The organism is Aquipluma nitroreducens (genome assembly GCF_009689585.1).
GTDB classification, from domain to species: Bacteria; Bacteroidota; Bacteroidia; order Bacteroidales; family Prolixibacteraceae; genus Aquipluma; species Aquipluma nitroreducens.
The window spans coordinates 4,210,440-4,229,165 of the sequence record NZ_AP018694.1 but is presented as its reverse complement, the minus strand read 5'-3'; the positions used below and the strand labels follow the sequence as shown (position 1 = coordinate 4,229,165).

17 protein-coding genes are annotated in these 18,726 nt (G+C 40.1%); 8 read left to right on the top strand and 9 right to left on the bottom strand.

The features are described 5' to 3' along the window. Nucleotides 1-5: 5 nt before the first annotated feature. From AQPE_RS17705 to AQPE_RS17680, 6 genes are all read right to left on the bottom strand, one after another. Complete coding sequence (locus AQPE_RS17705) at nt 6-1,655, bottom strand: glycoside hydrolase family 28 protein (RefSeq protein WP_318347825.1); 1,650 nt, start codon at nt 1,653-1,655, stop codon at nt 6-8. Nucleotides 1,656-1,811: 156 nt separating this feature from the next. Beyond that, nucleotides 1,812-3,425: a RagB/SusD family nutrient uptake outer membrane protein gene (locus tag AQPE_RS17700; protein ID WP_318347824.1), complete on the bottom strand. Its 1,614-nt coding sequence runs from the start codon at nt 3,423-3,425 to the stop codon at nt 1,812-1,814. Between the two features lie 23 nt (nt 3,426-3,448). Further along, a complete protein-coding gene (locus tag AQPE_RS17695) occupies nt 3,449-6,778 on the bottom strand; it encodes a TonB-dependent receptor (protein WP_318347823.1) in 3,330 nt (1,109 codons plus the stop codon). A gap of 83 nt (nt 6,779-6,861) precedes the next feature. Then, on the bottom strand, nt 6,862-8,058 hold the full coding sequence (locus tag AQPE_RS17690; RefSeq protein WP_318347822.1) for a FecR family protein: 1,197 nt from the start codon (nt 8,056-8,058) through the stop codon (nt 6,862-6,864). 68 nt (nt 8,059-8,126) lie between these two features. Then, nucleotides 8,127-8,717 carry an RNA polymerase sigma factor gene (locus AQPE_RS17685; protein ID WP_318347821.1) on the bottom strand — a complete coding sequence of 197 codons (591 nt, stop codon included), beginning with the start codon at nt 8,715-8,717 and terminating at the stop codon, nt 8,127-8,129. Between the two features lie 118 nt (nt 8,718-8,835). Beyond that, the gene (locus tag AQPE_RS17680; protein WP_318347820.1) at nt 8,836-9,300 is read right to left on the bottom strand and encodes a hypothetical protein; all 465 of its coding nucleotides are present in this window, start codon (nt 9,298-9,300) and stop codon (nt 8,836-8,838) included. 97 nt (nt 9,301-9,397) lie between these two features. On the opposite strand from AQPE_RS17680, the gene AQPE_RS17675 reads away from it, so the two are divergent. The 3 genes from AQPE_RS17675 (at nt 9,398) to AQPE_RS17665 (ending at nt 11,680) form a co-directional block, all read left to right on the top strand. Beyond that, nucleotides 9,398-9,916: a nitroreductase family protein gene (locus AQPE_RS17675; RefSeq protein ID WP_318347819.1), complete on the top strand. Its 519-nt coding sequence runs from the start codon at nt 9,398-9,400 to the stop codon at nt 9,914-9,916. A 65-nt stretch (nt 9,917-9,981) separates the two neighbouring features. Further along, a complete protein-coding gene (locus AQPE_RS17670; protein WP_318347818.1) occupies nt 9,982-10,770 on the top strand; it encodes a polysaccharide deacetylase family protein in 789 nt (262 codons plus the stop codon). A 4-nt stretch (nt 10,771-10,774) separates the two neighbouring features. After that, entirely contained in the window at nt 10,775-11,680 is a 906-nt protein-coding gene (locus AQPE_RS17665; RefSeq protein WP_318347817.1) for an alpha/beta hydrolase, read from the top strand. A 10-nt stretch (nt 11,681-11,690) separates the two neighbouring features. On the opposite strand, the gene AQPE_RS17660 is transcribed toward AQPE_RS17665, so the two are convergent. Next, nucleotides 11,691-12,350, bottom strand: a complete 660-nt coding sequence (locus tag AQPE_RS17660; protein ID WP_318347816.1) for a DUF2490 domain-containing protein — start codon at nt 12,348-12,350, stop codon at nt 11,691-11,693. A 112-nt stretch (nt 12,351-12,462) separates the two neighbouring features. Between AQPE_RS17660 and AQPE_RS17655 the strand changes: the two genes are divergently transcribed. The 3 genes from AQPE_RS17655 to yiaK are packed head-to-tail and all read left to right on the top strand — an operon-like array spanning nt 12,463 to nt 15,432. Next, nucleotides 12,463-13,350 carry an SMP-30/gluconolactonase/LRE family protein gene (locus AQPE_RS17655; protein ID WP_318347815.1) on the top strand — a complete coding sequence of 296 codons (888 nt, stop codon included), beginning with the start codon at nt 12,463-12,465 and terminating at the stop codon, nt 13,348-13,350. Between the two features lie 10 nt (nt 13,351-13,360). Continuing rightward, nucleotides 13,361-14,374 carry a glycoside hydrolase family 43 protein gene (locus AQPE_RS17650; protein ID WP_318347814.1) on the top strand — a complete coding sequence of 338 codons (1,014 nt, stop codon included), beginning with the start codon at nt 13,361-13,363 and terminating at the stop codon, nt 14,372-14,374. Between the two features lie 38 nt (nt 14,375-14,412). Next, nucleotides 14,413-15,432, top strand: coding sequence for a 3-dehydro-L-gulonate 2-dehydrogenase (gene yiaK / locus AQPE_RS17645; RefSeq protein WP_318347813.1), 1,020 nt, complete (start codon nt 14,413-14,415; stop codon nt 15,430-15,432). A 94-nt stretch (nt 15,433-15,526) separates the two neighbouring features. Here yiaK and AQPE_RS17640 read toward each other — a convergent pair whose 3' ends face one another. After that, nucleotides 15,527-16,543: an endonuclease/exonuclease/phosphatase family protein gene (locus AQPE_RS17640; protein ID WP_318347812.1), complete on the bottom strand. Its 1,017-nt coding sequence runs from the start codon at nt 16,541-16,543 to the stop codon at nt 15,527-15,529. Continuing rightward, a complete protein-coding gene (locus AQPE_RS17635; RefSeq protein WP_318347811.1) occupies nt 16,540-17,148 on the bottom strand; it encodes an HAD family hydrolase in 609 nt (202 codons plus the stop codon). Before AQPE_RS17635 ends, AQPE_RS17640 begins: the two co-directional genes overlap by 4 nt. 114 nt (nt 17,149-17,262) lie before the next feature. Between AQPE_RS17635 and AQPE_RS17630 the strand changes: the two genes are divergently transcribed. Next, complete coding sequence (locus AQPE_RS17630; protein ID WP_318347810.1) at nt 17,263-17,652, top strand: hypothetical protein; 390 nt, start codon at nt 17,263-17,265, stop codon at nt 17,650-17,652. A gap of 343 nt (nt 17,653-17,995) precedes the next feature. After that, nucleotides 17,996-18,688, top strand: coding sequence for a response regulator transcription factor (locus tag AQPE_RS17625; protein ID WP_318347809.1), 693 nt, complete (start codon nt 17,996-17,998; stop codon nt 18,686-18,688). Nucleotides 18,689-18,726 lie beyond the last annotated feature (38 nt).

The window sequence follows — 18,726 nt, the reverse complement described above, 5'->3', positions numbered from 1 at the left end:
TGTTCTTAGCGAATCTCTTTTTTCATGTTGTTATCAATATCTATTGATCTTTCCGTCACTCTCTTCATGATAATTTGCGGATTGGAATCGTTTTCTTCGATTTTGATTTTTCCCATCTCCAAACCTACCACATCATCAAAAACAAAGGCCGACCGGTAGTCGCTATTTTTGGCATTTACCGATATATTTTTCAATTTCAGACTATTAACATGGCGAACATAAAAAGCCCATGCAGGCAATTCACCAAACATAGAAAACTCAGGATATTCGGCAATTTGCTCCGGAATTTTTGAAAGTGAGTCAATGGGTAAGCTGGCGACTTGTGTGTTTCCGCCGCCTTCGTAAATCACTTCAACATTTTCAAGCGTGACATCCTCAACCGGATGACCGTCAAATCCAGAAACAGAAGATGGAAATACATTATGCGGATACCTCACAATCGGACCTTCTTCAGGATAACCTTTGTCTGGTTTGCCCAATGGAATTTCAACTTTAACATTGGCAATATGTACACGGCGCAATTGGCTAATTACCGCATCAGCGTTGCGGTGCCCCAATCGGATGAAAATAGCATTGCCGGTATTGGTAGCCTTAATATTTTGCACATCAACATCCTCCAGAATTCCGCCATCAACCGCCTCGATAGCAATGGCCGAGCGATAAGTATCGTATACCGTAATGTCGCGAATGGTAATATTCCTGAACCCGCCCCATGAAGCCGTTCCAAGTTTCAGTGCGCTGGCGCTCGAACGAACCCGGCAATTGGCCACATACACATTCTCGCAGCCTTCGTTTCGAAGCGACGATTTCAGGCAAATACCATCGTCAGCACAATCGATATCGCAATTGGTTATGCGTACATTTTTACTGTCGGTAATGTCGATCCCGTCGTTATTCAGAAAAGTTGTACTCCGCACTTTTATGTTATCGATGGTTACATTGGTGCAACTGCGGTAATCCTGAACCCACATCAATCCGTTTTTAATGGTAATCCCTTTCACCCGTATAGAATCGCAATTCTGAAACAGAATAATCTTTGGGCGGTTACGCTCTTCGGGCCGCTTCTGGTTCCACGGATTGTAGGTTTGCCATTCCGAATCTTCCAGTGTTCCAGCATTCAGCATCGCGTAAATATCCTTGATCAGTTCTTTGCCATTGCCGTCGATTACTCCTTTCCCTGTTATCGAAAAATCATGCTGACCTTTAGCAACAATCAATGGAGAAGCGTCTTTCGCGCCGTAATCGATTCGTTTGGCGCTGCCCAGCCAAACTGCATTTTCGGCGAGGTTGATCTCCACATTCGATTTGACGTGAATTACACCAGTCAGGAAAGTACCTGCCGGAACAATCACTTTCCCGTTACCGCTAGCCGAGGCTTCGTCAATGGCTTTCTGGATAATCAGGGTGTTATCAGTTACCCCGTCGCCCTTAGCTCCCAAATCGACGATATTGATTTGCTTTTGCTGACCAAAAACAATCGATGGCAGAAATGCTAAAACAAGTATATTTTTCCTTATTAATTGGCTAAATTTCATATGTCTATAATTTGTATTTTTTAATGGCATATGCCCGCCTGACAATCCTTTGGGCAGGCAGGGAACTCGCCACCTAGTCATCCTCGTTTGTGTGTCGGTATAACTCATGGCTCGTTTCATTTTACTGGAATTATTCAAGTTGTTTTGCCTCAATATTCTATTGGTTTCTAATCAGGTATTACTTAATTAATAAAGGAGAAGAAGATTTGACCCTTCCTCTCCTTCGATTATTTGTTGCATTCTCTAAACCAATATACTACATGCAATTATCACAAATTAATAACCTGGGTTTTGTACTAATTTTGGATTCAGTTTAGTAGCGTTGGTTGGAATTGGTAAGATCCGGCGATAAGTGTCAGCATTGGTTTTGAAACCCCATTTGCCTTCAAATTTTCCGAAACGAATCATATCGTTGCGGTGCCAATATTCATAAACGAATTCACGGCTACGCTCTTTGTACAAATCTTCCAAACTAACACTTGTCCATGCTTCAGATGTAGAGCGGTTCGACCTGATCATATTAACCAGAGATAAAGCAGTTTGGCCTCCAGTTGTTGTACCACCACGAAGAATAGCTTCGGCTTTCATTAAAACGACATCGGAATAACGAAGATATGGCACATCATTGTTCTGATTACGGCTGGTCGAGGTCTTATCAGGATAAAATTTGATGTTGCGGTAACCCATATTCCAGGCAATTTCGTCGTTACCGCAATCAAACAAATCAGGATTCTGACGATAAATAATATCAGGTGTCAGGTTAACCTGATAGGTGTAAGAAGCGCCACCATCATCGTCTGTATAGAATTGATCATATCCTTTTTTTGTTGTTGTAACTGTAACCGGAGTCACACCATCATTCATAAACTGTAATCCTGTAAGCCACTGATCATTCCGAATATCTCCAGGGTCATTAAAATTGGCATAGAATTCAGGAAGAGTACTCATAGGGGCACTTGGTGTAAAAGCCAGACCAAACTTTGCCCGTTCTGAACGCGGCACATCGTAACGTGTACGATACATCATACCGTTTGTACCAGGATAGGAGCTTCCTGAAGGATCAAACGGAACGGCAAAAATAAATTCTTTCATTTGCGGGCCGTTATCCGGATAAAACATTTTCAGGTATGATGAACGAGGTTCTACAGCAAATTTACCTGAGTTGATTACTGCATCGCAGGCCGCAATACAATCGTTCCAACGAGCAGTTCCAGTATAGTATTCAGCATTCAAATACATTTTGGCTAATAGCGCGTATGCTGTCCATTTTGTTGGCCGGCCGTACGTAGCAGAACCCGTTTCTTCACTCAGATTGTTGATCGATTTTTTAACTTCCGTTTCGATGTATTTAAAAACTTCGGCTCTCGGCGTATTGGATTTTGATGTAAAATCTCCATACAAAGTATCCAGTGGCACATTACCATAAAAATCCATCATCGTAAAGTACGAAATTGCCCTCATCATTCTTAGCTCAGACAGGGTAGTTTTTTTATTATCACCTTCGGGCATAACAGTATTCAAAAGATAATAGGCCTGGTTTGTAACACCAATTGTTTTTTCAAGCCAATCCCATAGCGAGTTTGTACCGCCATGATCTTTATCCCACGTATGGTAATGCATCTTCATGTACCCGGCATTGTCGTACCAGTTTCCCCCTCTGGCTGGAAGAATACCTTCGTCAGTACTTATAGTACTCATAAAGAAAAGTGTTTGTGCATACTCTCCCCTGAAAACCGAGTAAACAGCTCCGGCAGTTTGAGCATACTGGGCATCGTTTTGTGGGAAAACATCAGGTGTCATCTGCGTTGTAATTGGCACATCAATATCATTGCACGATACCATGAAACCAACAAGCGCCGGCAAAATAATGTATTTTATTAGTTTTTTCATTGTACTCAAAATTTATATTTTTTTTAGAAAGAAGCTTTTACACCAAACAACACCGTGCGTGTTTTGGGATAAAAGTTATTTGAATCAACTCCTGGTGCTATACCGCCTTGCTCAACTTCAGGATCGATACCAGAATATTTAGTAATGATAAACAAGTTACTTCCTGATACATATAAGCGTAAGTTCTTTACCGATTTACCCAGGTTTTTAAAATTATAACCCAAGGTTGCATTATCGAGACGAACATAACTACCATTTTCGATGAAACGGGAAGAGTATTTATACACATTAATATCTGTCGGCGATTCATTGGCCACATCAACAAGAATATTAGACGTATTGGCTGTACTTGGACGGAACAAATCGGCACGGGTTGCATTGAAAATTTTGTTGCCGAACACCCCACGGATGAAGATATTCAGGTCAAAATTTTTATACTTAAAATCATTGGTCCATCCAATTAACACTTTTGGCTGGGGCGAACCCATATAATGGTAGTCAGTTCCGATTTCCGGATTCGTTGTCAGGCTGCCATCTTTGGCCACATATTGCGATATTCCAGCACTGTTTTTACCAGCATATTCGAGTGTGAAGAACTGACCAATAGGTCTGCCTTCTTTTAAAATCTGGAGCGTACTTCCGGTTTGGCCTCCGCCATCAGGCTGGGTTATACGAACTGAGTCGCCACCTATAAACAGGTTATTTGTGAGTTTCTCAATAACGTTTTTGTTGTGCGACAGATTGACATTTGTAGTCCAACTAAAATCGTTAGTTTTTACCGGAGTTGCAGTGAGGCTTAATTCAATACCCTTATTCGACATTTCGCCACCATTTGCGGTAATTGAGCCAGCTGGAACCATTACGGGGTTTACCGAATAAGAGTAGATCATGCCAGTAGTTTTCTTATTGTACACCTCGACATAACCACTTAGTTTACCATTCAATACCGTGAAATCTAAACCAAGGTTTCCTGTTGCTGTTTTTTCCCATTCCAAATCAGGATTTGCAGCTTTGTTTGGGCCATAAGCATAAATTTGTTTTCCCTGATAATAGTAGGTTCCGAGCGGACCAACAATAAACTGAGCAGTATAGGCATCAAAACCGGTAGAGTTACCAGTTATACCGTAACTTCCGCGCAGTTTTAAATCCTTGAATACGCTTTGCGATTTCATAAATCCTTCCTGATCGATTCTCCAGGCCAAACTCACTGAAGGAAAATATCCCCATTCTTTGTTTGCACCAAATACAGAGCTACCATCTCTACGGATTGATGCTTGTACCATATATTTATTGCTGAAATCGTAATTTAAACGCGCAAAGTCTGATATCAAACGTGTTTTTTGGTAGGCATAAGCATCTCCAAAATTTACAATAAACCCATTCACCGAACTGTAATTTCCAAGTGCAAGATTTCTATAACTTACATCATCAACAGGGAAGTTGGTGTTATTTGCAGAAAACCCATCTCCCTTTTCATCCTCTTGCCATGAATAACCAACAACTGCATTTATGTTGTGTTTCCCAATCTCTTTATTCCAGGTAACAAAATTTTCAAGAATCACATTTTTGCTTTGATAAGTGCTTCGACTTGCCAATCCATTCGATCCAAAATTGATAATATAGTGGTTTGCCGGTGGATCAGGATTGTTATAGAACTGGGCACTATTGTAATTGGTTGCATAGTAACTATTGTAATATTCACCATTTAGCGATGTATTTTTTTGGTAGGCAATGTTTAAGTTATATTTTAATCCTAACGGGAGTATAACTTCGGTAGTAAAGTTACCTAATAAGGTACTTATCTTTGAATCATCGTCAGCCTGTTGAATGATTGCCAATGGATTAAAATAGCCTGAATGATTAAAATTTTCGTAGTAGGTGCCATCATCATTTTTAGGCTTGCTGACCGGCAGATATTTAGCTGCCTGGAGAAGTGCCGTATTTCGCTGAGGAACTTTGGTGTTTCTAACATTTGAATTGGTCACATTCAATCCAAATTTAACTTTATCGTTAAACGCCTTTTGTTCGATAGACATGCGTGCGACAAGACGGTTCTGTCCGCTACTGATCAAAACACCCTGTTTGTCGATGTAAGTTATGCTGGCAATATAAGTACTTCGATTGGTACCTCCACTGTATGAAACGTTGTGACTCTGAGAAATTGCAGCAGATCGTTGAATTGTCTTTTGCCAGTTCGTATTAGCGTTCTTATCATCTTCAGGAGAAAATGACATGTTGTTTTTAGTAAGAAACGAACGTAACTGGTCCGAATTCATCATATCCAAATTATTCGACACCGATTCGACACCAAAATATCCGTTATACGCAATTTGTTCATTGTCTTTATTTCCTTTTTTGGTAGTAATCATGATAACACCGTTTGTTGCACGGTTACCATAAATTGAAGTTGCAGCGGCATCTTTCAAAACATCGACAGAAAGAATATCGTCAGGTGTAACCAGAGAAATATCGGCTCCCGGAACACCATCAATGACATAAAACGGACTTTGAGAACTGTTAATGGTAGAAGCACCACGCATGATTATGGTGGTTCCGCGTGTTGGGTCACCACTCGAAGAAACATTCAATCCGGATACTTTACCTTGCAAAAGCTGACCGACATCGCTTATAGCACCCTTATTCAGTTCATCCGATTTAACTGACGTAACGGCACTCGACAAATTTTTGCGTGAATTTTTACCATAACCAACAGCAACAACTTCCTCAATACCAACAGTTTCTTCTTCCAAAATAACATTCACCTGAGATAAGCCGGCGAGAGCTATTTCCTGTGCCTTCATTCCAACAAAAGAAACCACCAAGGTCTTGGCATCACCAGGTATCGAAATCTTGAACTTTCCATCCAAATCGGTAAGTGCACCAATTGTCGTACCTTTTAAAAGCAAGGTGGCCCCAGGAATTGGCGCTCCGGTGACATCTTTAACTGTTCCCGAAAGATCTCTTTTTTGTTGCGAATTGATGATGACATCGCCAGCTTTACGAATAACAATCTGCCGCTCATAAACATCATATGAAACATTTTCGCCACGAAGAGCCTCATCCAGAATCTGGTTGATGGTAGCATCTTTAAGGTTTACAACAACTTTTTTATTTACATTGAAATCTTCATTCCGATAGAGGAAAACAAATTCAGAGTTTTCTTCGATATACCCAAAAAGATCGCGGATTGAAGTATTCGACAGATTAATGTCGAGACGGGTTTTCTGTGCATAACTGTTTGCAGAAACAGTTAACATGCATCCAAACAGCAACAGGATTGTTAGTCGCATAATTCGCATGAGTTTTTTTAGGCTATCCCCATAGGGATGACCGGTTAACCACTTTTTTTTCATAGATTTGAACTGTTTAAATAATAAATACTGAACTAGTAACTCGTATTTGTTTAACCGGGAAATGTTCCACCATTTTCCGGTTTTTATTTTTTCACCATATATTGATTTTCGCTTATTTTCTTGATATTCGTCAACGATACTTTCTCCAGATATTCAAGCACTTCGTCTTTGTTTTTTTTCAAATCAAGCTTGCCACTTATACGGATTGTTCCAAGAATCGGCTCCGAAAAATTTACCGAAATATTATAGAAGCGCTCAACCTTTTTCACTATGCGATTGAAATCGACATCATCAAAACTCAGTAATCCCTTGGTCCACAACGTATAATAACTGACGTCAACATCAGTAAGTTTGGTTTCATTCGAATTTTTCGCAAACGAAGCCATCTGGTTGGGTTTTAGCACAACCTCTTTATCAAAAAAGCTAGCGTTGTTCTGGCGAATCGCAACACTTCCCTCTTTCAGTACAGTTTGAATCACCTTGTCTTCGGCATAGGCCGACACATTAAATTGAGTTCCCAGTACTTTAATTTCAATGTCAGAAGTTTTAACAATGAAGGGCTTATCTGCATTTTTTGAAACTTCGAAAAAGGCTTCTCCAAACAAAAGAACTTCGCGTGTTTTACCGCTAAAAAAAGTAGGATAAACCAAACGGCTACCAGCATTCAGCCAAACAACCGTATTGTCAGATAAAATCAGCTTCGATTGGTTTCCATATGGAATAACCAACTGATTCATAACATTCGGCATATCATCGGCGGCCTTAATAACTGAATCGCTATTTAAAACGATAGCTCCGTTTCGGGTATAATCTACACTTGAATTTGATTTTTTGAGATCAACATTTTCTCCGGTTGAAGTAATCAGCAACGGCCCCTGCCCTTCCGAAGGAATCTGCACCATTTGTCCGGCAAGTTGCTGGTAAATCGAATTATTGTCGGAATTTAAATAAACTGCAAGACCGCCAATAACAGCAAAAGCGACAGCAACGGCAGCATATTTCAGGAAAGAAACAAATATGGATTGCCGCTTATTCTTTTCCAAATCCAGATTGATACGCGATATAACTTGCTGCGCGATTTGCTCTTTTTCAAATTGCAACATGGTTTCATCCGAATATTTCAATTCTGAAAGGCGGGTTTTAAGCTCAATAATCTGAGCTTCTTCTTCAGGATGCTCCAAAAGGTATTGTTCCCAATATTGATTGACCAACTGGTTGTTATGGAAAATCCATTGCAGAAATTTCGGATCCTCTATGAATTTTTGATCAGAAAAAGTCATTTCTTTAATGTTTATACCTCTAAGAGTAACAACATTGAAAAAAGGGACAAATTTCTGAAAAAATATTTTTAGCGCCTGACGGAAATCATCAACAAGGAAAGTAATTGTTCGCCAAACTGATCACGAAGATTGTCGAGAGTACGATAAACTTGCTTTTTAACAGCATCTGAGGTCATTCCAACAAGTTCACCAATTTCAGAATAATTTAATCCGGTACTGAATTTCAAAAATAGCAGTTCACGTTTCTGGGGATCAATAGTTTGGAGTATTTTTCGAAGAGCGTTGACACGTAATTCATTCGATTCAATATCGTGAATATCTTGCTCTGCCTGAAACTTTAAATCAAACAGAAGCATCCCTTCATCGGTCAGACTTGCTTCGTGATAATTCTTCCGAATTTTGCGGATAATGTCATTTTTCAGCGAACGGAACAAATAGAATTCAAGATTTTCAGGATTGTGCAATTGAATATTATACCGATAAAGATTATAAAATAAATCTTGTATGCAGTCTTTAAGTAATTCCCGGTCGCTGGTAATTTTACTTCCATAAGCAAATAGCACATCGGCAAACTCTTCATAGATTTCGCTAAATGCATACCGATCGCCCGACCGAAACCGTTTCCATACTCCTAACCATTGACTTCTATCCCGAATCACTTTTTACTCGCAATTTTGAGGTACGAAAATTTGACTTGCAAATGTTTCACACAACAATAATACGAATTTAATCTGGAGAGAGTAGTTGAAGAGTTAAATTTGATAGGAATGCAACAATTTACTTAGCAACAGAATATTGGGTTTTAATGGCATTCAACTGATCAACAAAAGCCTGAATGGGTTTAAGTTTCGGATCGTTTTTAGTGAACCGGATGTAATGATTTTCAGTTCCCTTTTTGACGTATATCCAATCATCACAACCATCAAAACTAACATTTGAACTGTTCAGATCAAGCTTTTTCAGTTCGTCAAAATCAAGTTTGGCAAGCAATGCATCAAGTTCTGCGGCATTTATCTGCCCAGTCTTTTCTACTGAAGGTTTATTTACATTGCAATTAGTATAGTTCACATACCTGATTGCATTTCGGGTGATGGTTAAAGTATCGTTCACCGTACACCAACCGCAAACAGTCCCTGTTTTTATAATCAAATCCGAATTATCGCTTTCCTTTTCCAACGAATCGTAGGTACAAGAAATGCCAATCACTAAAACTGCGCATATGAATAGAAATCTCCGGAGCATGTTAATTCTTTTTAATACAGATGGACGAAACGAGAAAAAAGTTGCTTGCAAGCAAGCATTTTTTTTGCTTTGTACCAAACAATTAAACAAACCCCAAATGATCGATCTTTTACGCACCCGCCGAAGTATTCGGAAATTTACCGAACAGCCCATCGAACCAGAGAAACTTGAAATTCTCAAGGAAGCCATTCTTCGCGCTCCAACTTCAAAAAACTCGAATGCCTGCGAATATATATTTATCGACGCACCAGAATTGCTTCAGAAATTAGCACTTTGTAAACCACATGGAGCTGCGTCTTTGCAAACAGCGAAACTGGCAATTGCTGTTTTAGTCGACGAAAGTAAAACGGTTGCATGGATTGAAGATTCGTCGATTGCAGCTTTCATCGGACATTTAACTGCGCATTCGCTCGGACTGGGCAGTTGCTGGATTCAGATTCGTGGTCGCGAGTATTCTGAAGAAAAAACCAGCGAAGCCTATGTATGCGAAACCCTTCATATTCCTGAAGGATTCCGGGTTTTGAGCATTGTTGCCATTGGATACGCACAACGTTCTCACGAAGGTAAACCATTGAGTGATCTGAATTTCGGGAAAATTCATTCAAACAGATTTTAAATATTGTCTGTTATTGCGGATTTAACATTTCGCCTGTTATTTTTGTGTTGACTAACAAACAACTCATGAAAATAACAGTTACGCTTCTATTGATCCTTTTTACAGCGATTACAGGCTTTTCAAGAATTGTAAAGAAACCAATTCCGGACAAACTAGTTGTATTAACTTTCGACGATGCTACCGCAAGCCAATATTCGGTTGTTGCACCACTTCTGAAAGAATTTGGCTTTGGAGCCACTTTTTTCATTTGTGAATTTCCACCCAACTTCAACGATACTGCCAAGTACATGAACTGGCGCCAGATCGGTGAACTTAATCGAATGGGTTTTGAGATTGCTAACCATACCAGAAATCATCCGGCCATCGCGAAATTATCCAAAGAAAAAATTGAAGAGCAACTTAATTACATCGAGCGAAAATGCGATTCGATGAAAATTAGGGGTCCAGTTACTTTTGCCTACCCAGGCTACAGCCTTAGCTTGCCTGGACTAAAAGTTCTTAAGGGAAAAGATTATCAATTTGCACGTGCTGGTGGAAGCCGCGCTTACGATCCAATGACAGATCATCCACTTCTGATTCCAAGTTGGGCCATGAATTCTGAAAACAAATCACAGATCATGGAAGCTTTCGATGAAGCTCACAATGGAAAGATTGTGATACTAACCATTCACGGGGTTCCTGATGCCGAACACCCATGGGTAAATACGACTCCCGAACTATTTAAAGAATATCTCCAATATTTATCTGATAATCATTTTAACGTAATCGCTTTTCGTGACCTGGGAAAATACATCAATGCGAAAAAAGCGATGGAAACAATTGTTCCTGACCTGACTAAAAAACTAAAAAATTAATAACATGAAACGATTTGCCACAATTTCAATCCTGTTTGTGTCGTTGCAACTCTCAGCACAACAAACCATTCCGCTTTATCCAGGTGTCATACCCAATAGTACAGATTACCCGATGAAAGAAATAAAAATGGAAAAGGACGATCAGTTGTTGGGATTTCGAAGTATTTCACAACCAACATTAGCCTTTTATCTTCCGGATGAGAAAATTGCCACTGGAGCCGCCGTGGTTATTTGCCCGGGAGGAGGCTATGGCATGGAAAGTTACCGGCTTGAAGGAACTAATATTGCCGAAACATTTCAGAAAAACGGCATCGCAGCTTTTATCTTAAAGTATCGATTACCTAGCGATTCAATTATGCCCGACAAGTCAGTTGGGCCACTACAGGACGCACAGCAAGCCATAAAAACTGTTCGTGGGCATGCTACAGAATGGAACGTCAACCCATCAAAAATCGGGATCATGGGATTTTCGGCAGGGGGACATCTGGCCTCAACTGCAGGTACCCATTTCAACAAAGCATATATTCCCAATCCTGAAAACATCAGTCTTCGTCCCGATTTTATGATCCTCGTTTATCCGGTCATTAGTATGCAGGAAGGTCTGACGCACGGCGGATCGAAGAATAATTTACTGGGTAAATCACCTTATGATGAACAAGTTACGCTCTTTTCGAATGACTTGCAGGTGGCTGCCAATACGCCCCCAACCTGGATTACTCATACCGGTGATGACACTGTGGTTCCGGTTGAGAACAGCATTCGTTTTTACCAGCGACTGATCAAGAATAAAGTTCCGGCTGAAATGCACCTTTATCCTTCAGGAAATCACGGCTTTGTATTAAAATTACCAACCGACGAATGGATGCAACCTTTGTTTGGCTGGATGCAAAAAAGTGGGATAACGAAGTAAATACGGAACTTCAAATTCTCACTTTGGTACTTATTCCAAGTACGTTGTAAGCTTTCCAATCAGCGGTCGATCGGGTTTGCCAATTGCAGTAGTAAAGGTCAATTCCCCAATGTTCTTTTTTGAACACATGAAAACCTCCGTAAATCCGCACAGTTTGTACCTTTCCTGAATTTAAATTCGAGAAAAGTTCATCCATCAGATAAGGTTTGGGAAATCTACATTTCGACTTCGTAAAAAAATCAATGTTCGAAATATTGTCAAGGCCATATTGGGTGTCGGCTGTTTTACTAACTTTTGCTGTAAGTCGGTTCGAAAATTTAATCTTAATATCGAAAGGATTAAAGAACAAAATCCCATAAAACAAATAGGTTTGTCCTGGGATCCAGCCGCCCGACTTGTAACTTTCGGTTTGCCGTACCCCAAGTCCAAGTGAAAATTTACTGGTCAACTTACGGTAGCCAATCAGTTCAAAATGATAATATTCAAGCCTGTCAATCTGATTGCTATACTGATCTTTATTGCCAAAAGCCAACTCTGTTTTATCATTAAATGAATAGGTTATACTTGTCGAATTCCAGAGATAGGAGCCATCAGAACCAAGCTGTGCAAAACAGTTCGAAAAGCCAAATATTGTCAGAAAAAGCAGCAGTCCTGTAAATTTCACCCTCATTTACCAATATTTTTAAAATCTGAATTTTATCTTTAGCGATTCGGAAGGTATAAATGTACATTTTATTGTCATTCTTCTTCAAAATTCAAAAACCAAACTAAAAAAAATAACCATGTATAAACTTCTGCTTCTTGGAGTTTTTTTCCTCTCAGTTCTCTACGGACAATTGCAAAACAATCAATTATTCGATCAAAATTCAAAAGTGACCAAGGTTGGTGGCGGTTACGCCTTTACCGAGGGTCCTTCGGTTGCTCCTGATGGCCGTGTATTTTTTACCGATCAGCCCAACGACAAAATTTATGTCTGGAACGAAAAAGGAAATACAATTACTACATTTTTACACTCCTGCGAACGTTCGAACGGAACCTATTTCAATAAAAAAGGAGAACTGATTGCCTGTGCAGATTTACATAACCGTTTAGTGATTTTCGACAAAAAAGGGAAAATGAAAATCATCGCCGAAAATTACAACGATGAACCACTAAATGCGCCAAACGACCTTTGGATTGCGCCCAATGGCGGTATCTATTTTAGCGATCCGTATTACGTCCGCGACTATTGGGAACCGGGAAGAAAAGAAGTTCAGGACAAACGAGGAGTTTACTATTTAAATCCGGAAGGAAAAGTAGTTCGCGTAATTGACGACTACAAACAACCCAACGGACTGATTGGAACTCCGGATGGGAAAACACTTTATGTAAGCGATATTCAGGATCATAAAATCTGGAAATACGACATTCAAGCAGATGGATCGCTTGCCAACAAGACCTTTTTTGCTCCTGAAGGCTCGGATGGAATGACCATCGATAATCAAGGAAATGTATATCTTACAAACAATGTTGTATCGGTATTCAATTCGAAAGGCGAAAATATTGCGCGGATTGAAGTTCCGGAACAACCTTCGAATGTATGTTTCGGAGGAGGAAAAAGAAATATTCTATTTATCACAGCCCGCACTTCGGTATATATCCTGAAAATGAACTCCAAAGGAGTAAACTAAATAAACAAAAATGACTAAAAAGCAATTCATCTTACTGCTGGCCATCGGAATAATTTCCGGAATCTGCACAGCACAGACTAAACAAACAAAAACCTCCGGAAACCCAATTATGGAAGGTTGGTATGCCGATCCGGAAGGCGCCCTTTTTGACAATACTTTTTGGGTTTATCCAACCTATTCGGCCAAATACGAAGAACAAACATTTCTGGATGCCATCTCGTCTGAAGACCTGGTACACTGGAAAAAGTACTCGCACATCATCGACACTTCTGCTGTAAAGTGGGCCAACAGGGCAATGTGGGCGCCATGTATTGTCAAAAAAGACGCCAATTATTACCTGTTTTTCTCGGTCAACGACATTCAGGCACCATTTCGTGACGGATATGTTGCTGCCGAAAATAAAATCGGAGGCATCGGGATTGGTATTTCTTCAAAACCCGAAGGCCCATTCCGCGATTATTTGGGCAAACCGTTAATTCAGGAATTCTACAACAAAGCGCAACCCATCGATCAGTTTGTTTTTCACGACAAAGATGGCCAGTACTACATCATTTACGGTGGCTGGGGGCATTGCAACATTGCAAAGCTCAATAACGATTTTACCGGGCTAGTTCCATATCCTGACGGAAATACAGTGAAAGAAATTACTCCGGAAGGTTATGTCGAAGGTCCACTCATGTTCATCCGAAACGGAAAATATTACATGATGTGGTCAGAAGGCGGTTGGACGAACGACAGTTACAAAGCAGCCTACGGAATTTCTGATTCGCCATTCGGCCCATTCAAAAAAATGGGGACCATTCTGAAATCTGATCCTGCAATCGCAACTGGCGCCGGGCATCATTCTGTAGTAAACATTCCGGGAACCGACGAATGGTACATTTTTTACCACCGCCGTCCGATTCCAAGTGAAGGCCGCGATCACCGCGTGGTGTGTGTCGACCGCATGTATTTTAATCCGGATGGAACCATTCAACCCGTTAAAATGACCTGGGAAGGTGTTCCAGAAATAAAAGTGAAGTAATTTGCCTTTAAACTATTCATGTATAAATTATTGTTCCGATGACACGAATCTCGTTTAACGAAATGAAAGCCACCATTAAATCAGCTTTTATGAACGCCGGAATGCCCGAAGAAAAAGCTGATATTTGTGCCCAGGTTCATACCGAATCGAGCAGAGATGGTGTTTATTCTCACGGGCTGAACCGCGTTGAACGGTTTGTCGATTATTTGGGGAAAGGTTGGGTCGATGGGAATGCCGCACCAACACTGGAGTTGAACCTTGGATCGATGGAAATCTATAATGGCAATCTGGGTCCCGGAATTTTAAACGCCTTATTCGCAATGAATCGGGCAACCGAAATCGCTGCACAGAACGGACTTGGTTTGGTAAGTCTTAACAATACCACCCACTGGATGCGTGGCGGCGCATACGGCTGGCAAGCTGCCGAAAAAGGATTTATTGGCATTTGCTGGACCAACACAGAATCGTGCATGCCGGCATGGGGCGCAAAATCGTGCGGAATCGGAAACAACCCATTTATCATGGCAGTTCCGCGAAAAGAAGGTCATGTGGTACTTGACATGGCCATGTCGCAGTATTCGTATGGAAAGCTGCAAACAACCCGCCTGAAAGATCAGAAACTACCCTACCCCGGAGGATTTGATCAGGAAGGAAAGCTTACCGATAATCCCGGTGAAATTGAGGAAACCCGCCGAATTTTGCCGATGGGATTTTGGAAAGGTTCAGGATTTGCGGTTATGCTCGACCTGATTTCAGCTTTACTTTCAGGAGGACTTACTACTTCCGGAATTGACAAAGCAGACAAGGGCAGTTGCGGAAGCTGTTGCCAGATTTTTATCGCAATCGACCCACAAAAAATCAACACTCAGGAATTTATTGATCAGGCATTGAACGAAACCATCGAACAACTTAAATCATCTGTTCCGGCTAATGAAAACGCTGAAATCTTTTATCCGGGTGAGCAATCACTAAAAACACGGCTCGAAAACATGGAATTGGGAATTCCGGTTGACGATGGAATTTGGGCAAACGTGAAAGCGTTAGCCAAACTAAGTTAGTTTATTCAGATAATCATCCATAGAAGTTTTGTTCAATCCAAAAGAGCCCTCTGCAATACCATGCAAAGGGCTCTTTCATTTCAATCCAGAGACACTATTTGACGATCATCTTAAAATAAACAGGGAAATGGTCGCTAACGCCTCCAACATATTTGTTACCAACATACGAGCGATTTGGAGTTTTATCGCCGTTTTTATTGGTGTAAATCATCCAGTCATTACTGAAAATGTTTCCTTTTCCGCCTTCAACCGTCATCCCTTTTCCCTTCAGAACGGTTTCCGAAACGACCAGATTATCCAGCATATTCCAGTTGCCACTATAAAAATAGGTTCCTTTTCCGGCCACATCATCAGGCATCATCAGGTTTACAAGCGCTGCTCCTGAACCAGGTGCTACGGCGCCAAGCGTTTCCTGTAAACTTTTGTTGGCAGGTTCATCGTTCATATCACCCATAATGATGATGCGTGCTTTCGGATCTTGTACAAGAATCTGGTCAACTCTTTTTTTCAGAACTGAAGCCGCCAAAACCCGTTTGGGTTCAGTTTTATCCTCACCACCAATGCGCGAAGGCCAGTGATTCACAAAAACATGAACGGTTTTATTTCTCATTTTGCCGGTCACATACAAAATATCACGTGTTTTAAACTCCGGATCGTCAGGAAAAATCACAGGCAGTACTTCGTGTTTGATTTCTTTAAACGCATCTTTGCGGTAAATCAATGCCACATCAATTCCGCGGTAATCGGGACTTTCTTCGTGAATAATGGCATATTTCCGGCCCTTCAACTTGCCAACGTTAATCAGATCGTCCAGCACCGTTTGATTCTCTACTTCAACCAAACCAACCACTTCAGGCAATTCCTTCTGATTTACTTCCGAAATTACTTCAGCAATATCGGTCAGTTTCTTCTGATACTTTTCATTGTCCCACTTCTTTTCACTTGCCGGAAGAAATTCCTCATCCGGAATTTTTGGGTCGTCAACCGTATCAAACAAATTTTCAACATTATACGAGACTACCGTATATTCCTGACGAAGAGACTTTTTAACGGAAGTACAGGAGAATAAAACAACTCCAGAAATAACTAAAATTCCAATTTTTACCTTCATTGTCCAATTGTTACTTTATAATATTCAGTTACATCAACAACCATCATCCCGGCTGTTTGGGCTGCTTGCATGCCCAGAATTCCATCTTCAAAAACTTCGCAGTCTGAGGGATCAACTCCCATCAGTTCGGCACATTTTAAAAAAGTTTCGGGATGAGGCTTGAAGTTGGCAACATCTTCGCTGGTTACCAAAATATCAAAATAACCTTTAAGCCCGATAATCTCCAGCGTTTTTAACGACAATCGCCTCGATCCGCCAGTACCAACAGCCATAGGTATCTTCCCGTGGTATTCCCGCACCAAATCTGTCACAACTTTAATTTCAGGAGTAAGGTGCATATTTTTCTCAAATTCTGCTTCTTTGGAATCGCCCATCTCCTTTGGATCGATGTTTGTTCCAAAAATCTCATTAATTTTTTCAACAGAAGGATAAACCGGAATGCCTGCCATCTGAATAAACAATTCGGTCGTATAATTGACCCCGTACTTAGCTGCGGCATTTTTCCAGGCAATATAATGAATGGGCATTGTGTCAGCGAGAGTGCCATCAAGATCAAATATCAATCCCTTCGCTTTCGGATTGATGGCAAGACTTTTCTTTATCATCGATTACAATTCTGAGTTTCGCCAAAAATAACCAATAAAAGTATTCGTCAGGGATTAATTATTTTTTGTTTGGTCAAAAATGATCACTTTTGTCGAACAACAAAAATCTTCATTATGGTATCAAATTCCTTATCTGGTGTGGCAAGTATCTCACAATGGACACTTTTTCTCGGTATTGGACTCATTTTTTTTAGCTGGATTGAGAAAAAAGAGAAGCTGGCGCTAGCCGGGCAAGTTATCTTTATTGTATTGGGATTGATTTCGTTGTGGGTTTTACTTACAAACTCAATTGTTATTCCTGAAGTTATTGGAAATACAATTCCGAAAGAGGTAAAAATTCTTAGCTATTTCAAATTAGCCGCTTTCTTTTCCGGATTTAACCTGATTTCTCTTCTACTTAATCTCTTTAAAGTCCGCTATCATAAGTTCAGTCTCTACCTGGTTGTCTTTATCGGTCTAATGCTATTCTTCATGGTGTTTGGTATTTTGCAAACGCCAAATTAGTTATTCCATAAAACAAAAATACCGTAAGCCTGGCTCACGGTATTTTTGAAGTTTTTAGTGACATCTGCAACTTTCCTTACAGAATCGCTTTAGAGAAAATCCTACAAATCGATCAAATTGAGTTATATAGAGAAAACAAATATCAAAACAAAAATATACCTCAAACAACATTACCAGACATCTATTTGTCAATCTTTATCTGGATATTATTTTGATGAAACAAATCTAGCATTGTATTCGTGTTAAGTCAGTTAGAGGACAGTTAGAAAGTTATTAGAAATTCATTAGAATTGTTATTTATTGCTAATAGTGTCTTAGTTTTGCGTCAAATTATACAGTGAAAATGTTTGAAACTCATATATTGATCGTTGAAGACGAATTACGACTGGCAGAAATCATTCAGAAACAATTGCAAGAATCAGGTTTTAAAGCAGATGTGGCCAATGATGGATATGTCGGGAAAAGAATGATGGAAAACTCCGAATACGATCTCGTTATTCTCGACATCAATTTGCCACTCATGAATGGCTACGAGCTGTGCAAGGAAATCAGAAAAAATAACAGCAAGGTTCCAATCATCATGCTAACTGCGCTTGGTACTTCAGAGAATAAGCTGATTGGGTTTGAAGCCGGCGCCGACGATTATGTACTTAAACCATTTGATTTCAGAGAATTACTTGCCAGAATCAATGTTTTCCTGAAGCGGAAAAATGTTATTGTTCCCGAGTCAAGAAAATTAAGTATTGCCGACTTTGAAATGGATCTGGATCGAAAAACAGCTACACGAGCCGGTCAGAAAATTGATTTAACCTCAAAAGAGTTTGCTTTGATGGAAACCTTCCTTTTGAATAAGAACAAACTTCTATCACGAGAATTTATTATCGAGAAGGTCTGGGATCTTGATTTCGAAACCGGAACGAATATTATTGATGTGTACGTGAATTACTTACGAAAGAAAATCGATAAAAACTTTGAACCCAAAATAATCCATACTAAATTTGGGTTTGGCTTTTATTGCAGCGAAAAAGAATTGTAAAAAGAAACGAGCAGTCCATCAATAACGGTTAAGGGTCT

Bases quoted from the DNA above. Each gene is read 5' to 3' on its own strand.
- AQPE_RS17660 (WP_318347816.1), bottom strand. From the start codon at position 12,350: ATGAGGGTGAAATTTACAGGACTGCTGCTTTTTCTGACAATATTTGGC.
- AQPE_RS17635 (WP_318347811.1), bottom strand. From the start codon at position 17,148: ATGATAAAGAAAAGTCTTGCCATCAATCCGAAAGCGAAGGGATTGATA.
- AQPE_RS17640 (WP_318347812.1), bottom strand. From the start codon at position 16,543: ATGAAGGTAAAAATTGGAATTTTAGTTATTTCTGGAGTTGTTTTATTC.
- AQPE_RS17630 (WP_318347810.1), top strand. From the start codon at position 17,263: ATGGTATCAAATTCCTTATCTGGTGTGGCAAGTATCTCACAATGGACA.
- AQPE_RS17690 (WP_318347822.1), bottom strand. From the start codon at position 8,058: ATGACTTTTTCTGATCAAAAATTCATAGAGGATCCGAAATTTCTGCAA.
- AQPE_RS17665 (WP_318347817.1), top strand. From the start codon at position 10,775: ATGAAACGATTTGCCACAATTTCAATCCTGTTTGTGTCGTTGCAACTC.
- AQPE_RS17655 (WP_318347815.1), top strand. From the start codon at position 12,463: ATGTATAAACTTCTGCTTCTTGGAGTTTTTTTCCTCTCAGTTCTCTAC.
- AQPE_RS17670 (WP_318347818.1), top strand. From the start codon at position 9,982: ATGAAAATAACAGTTACGCTTCTATTGATCCTTTTTACAGCGATTACA.
- AQPE_RS17705 (WP_318347825.1), bottom strand. From the start codon at position 1,655: ATGAAACGAGCCATGAGTTATACCGACACACAAACGAGGATGACTAGG.
- yiaK (WP_318347813.1), top strand. From the start codon at position 14,413: ATGACACGAATCTCGTTTAACGAAATGAAAGCCACCATTAAATCAGCT.
- AQPE_RS17700 (WP_318347824.1), bottom strand. From the start codon at position 3,425: ATGAAAAAACTAATAAAATACATTATTTTGCCGGCGCTTGTTGGTTTC.
- AQPE_RS17650 (WP_318347814.1), top strand. From the start codon at position 13,361: ATGACTAAAAAGCAATTCATCTTACTGCTGGCCATCGGAATAATTTCC.
- AQPE_RS17675 (WP_318347819.1), top strand. From the start codon at position 9,398: ATGATCGATCTTTTACGCACCCGCCGAAGTATTCGGAAATTTACCGAA.
- AQPE_RS17625 (WP_318347809.1), top strand. From the start codon at position 17,996: ATGTTTGAAACTCATATATTGATCGTTGAAGACGAATTACGACTGGCA.
- AQPE_RS17695 (WP_318347823.1), bottom strand. From the start codon at position 6,778: ATGAAAAAAAAGTGGTTAACCGGTCATCCCTATGGGGATAGCCTAAAA.
- AQPE_RS17680 (WP_318347820.1), bottom strand. From the start codon at position 9,300: ATGCTCCGGAGATTTCTATTCATATGCGCAGTTTTAGTGATTGGCATT.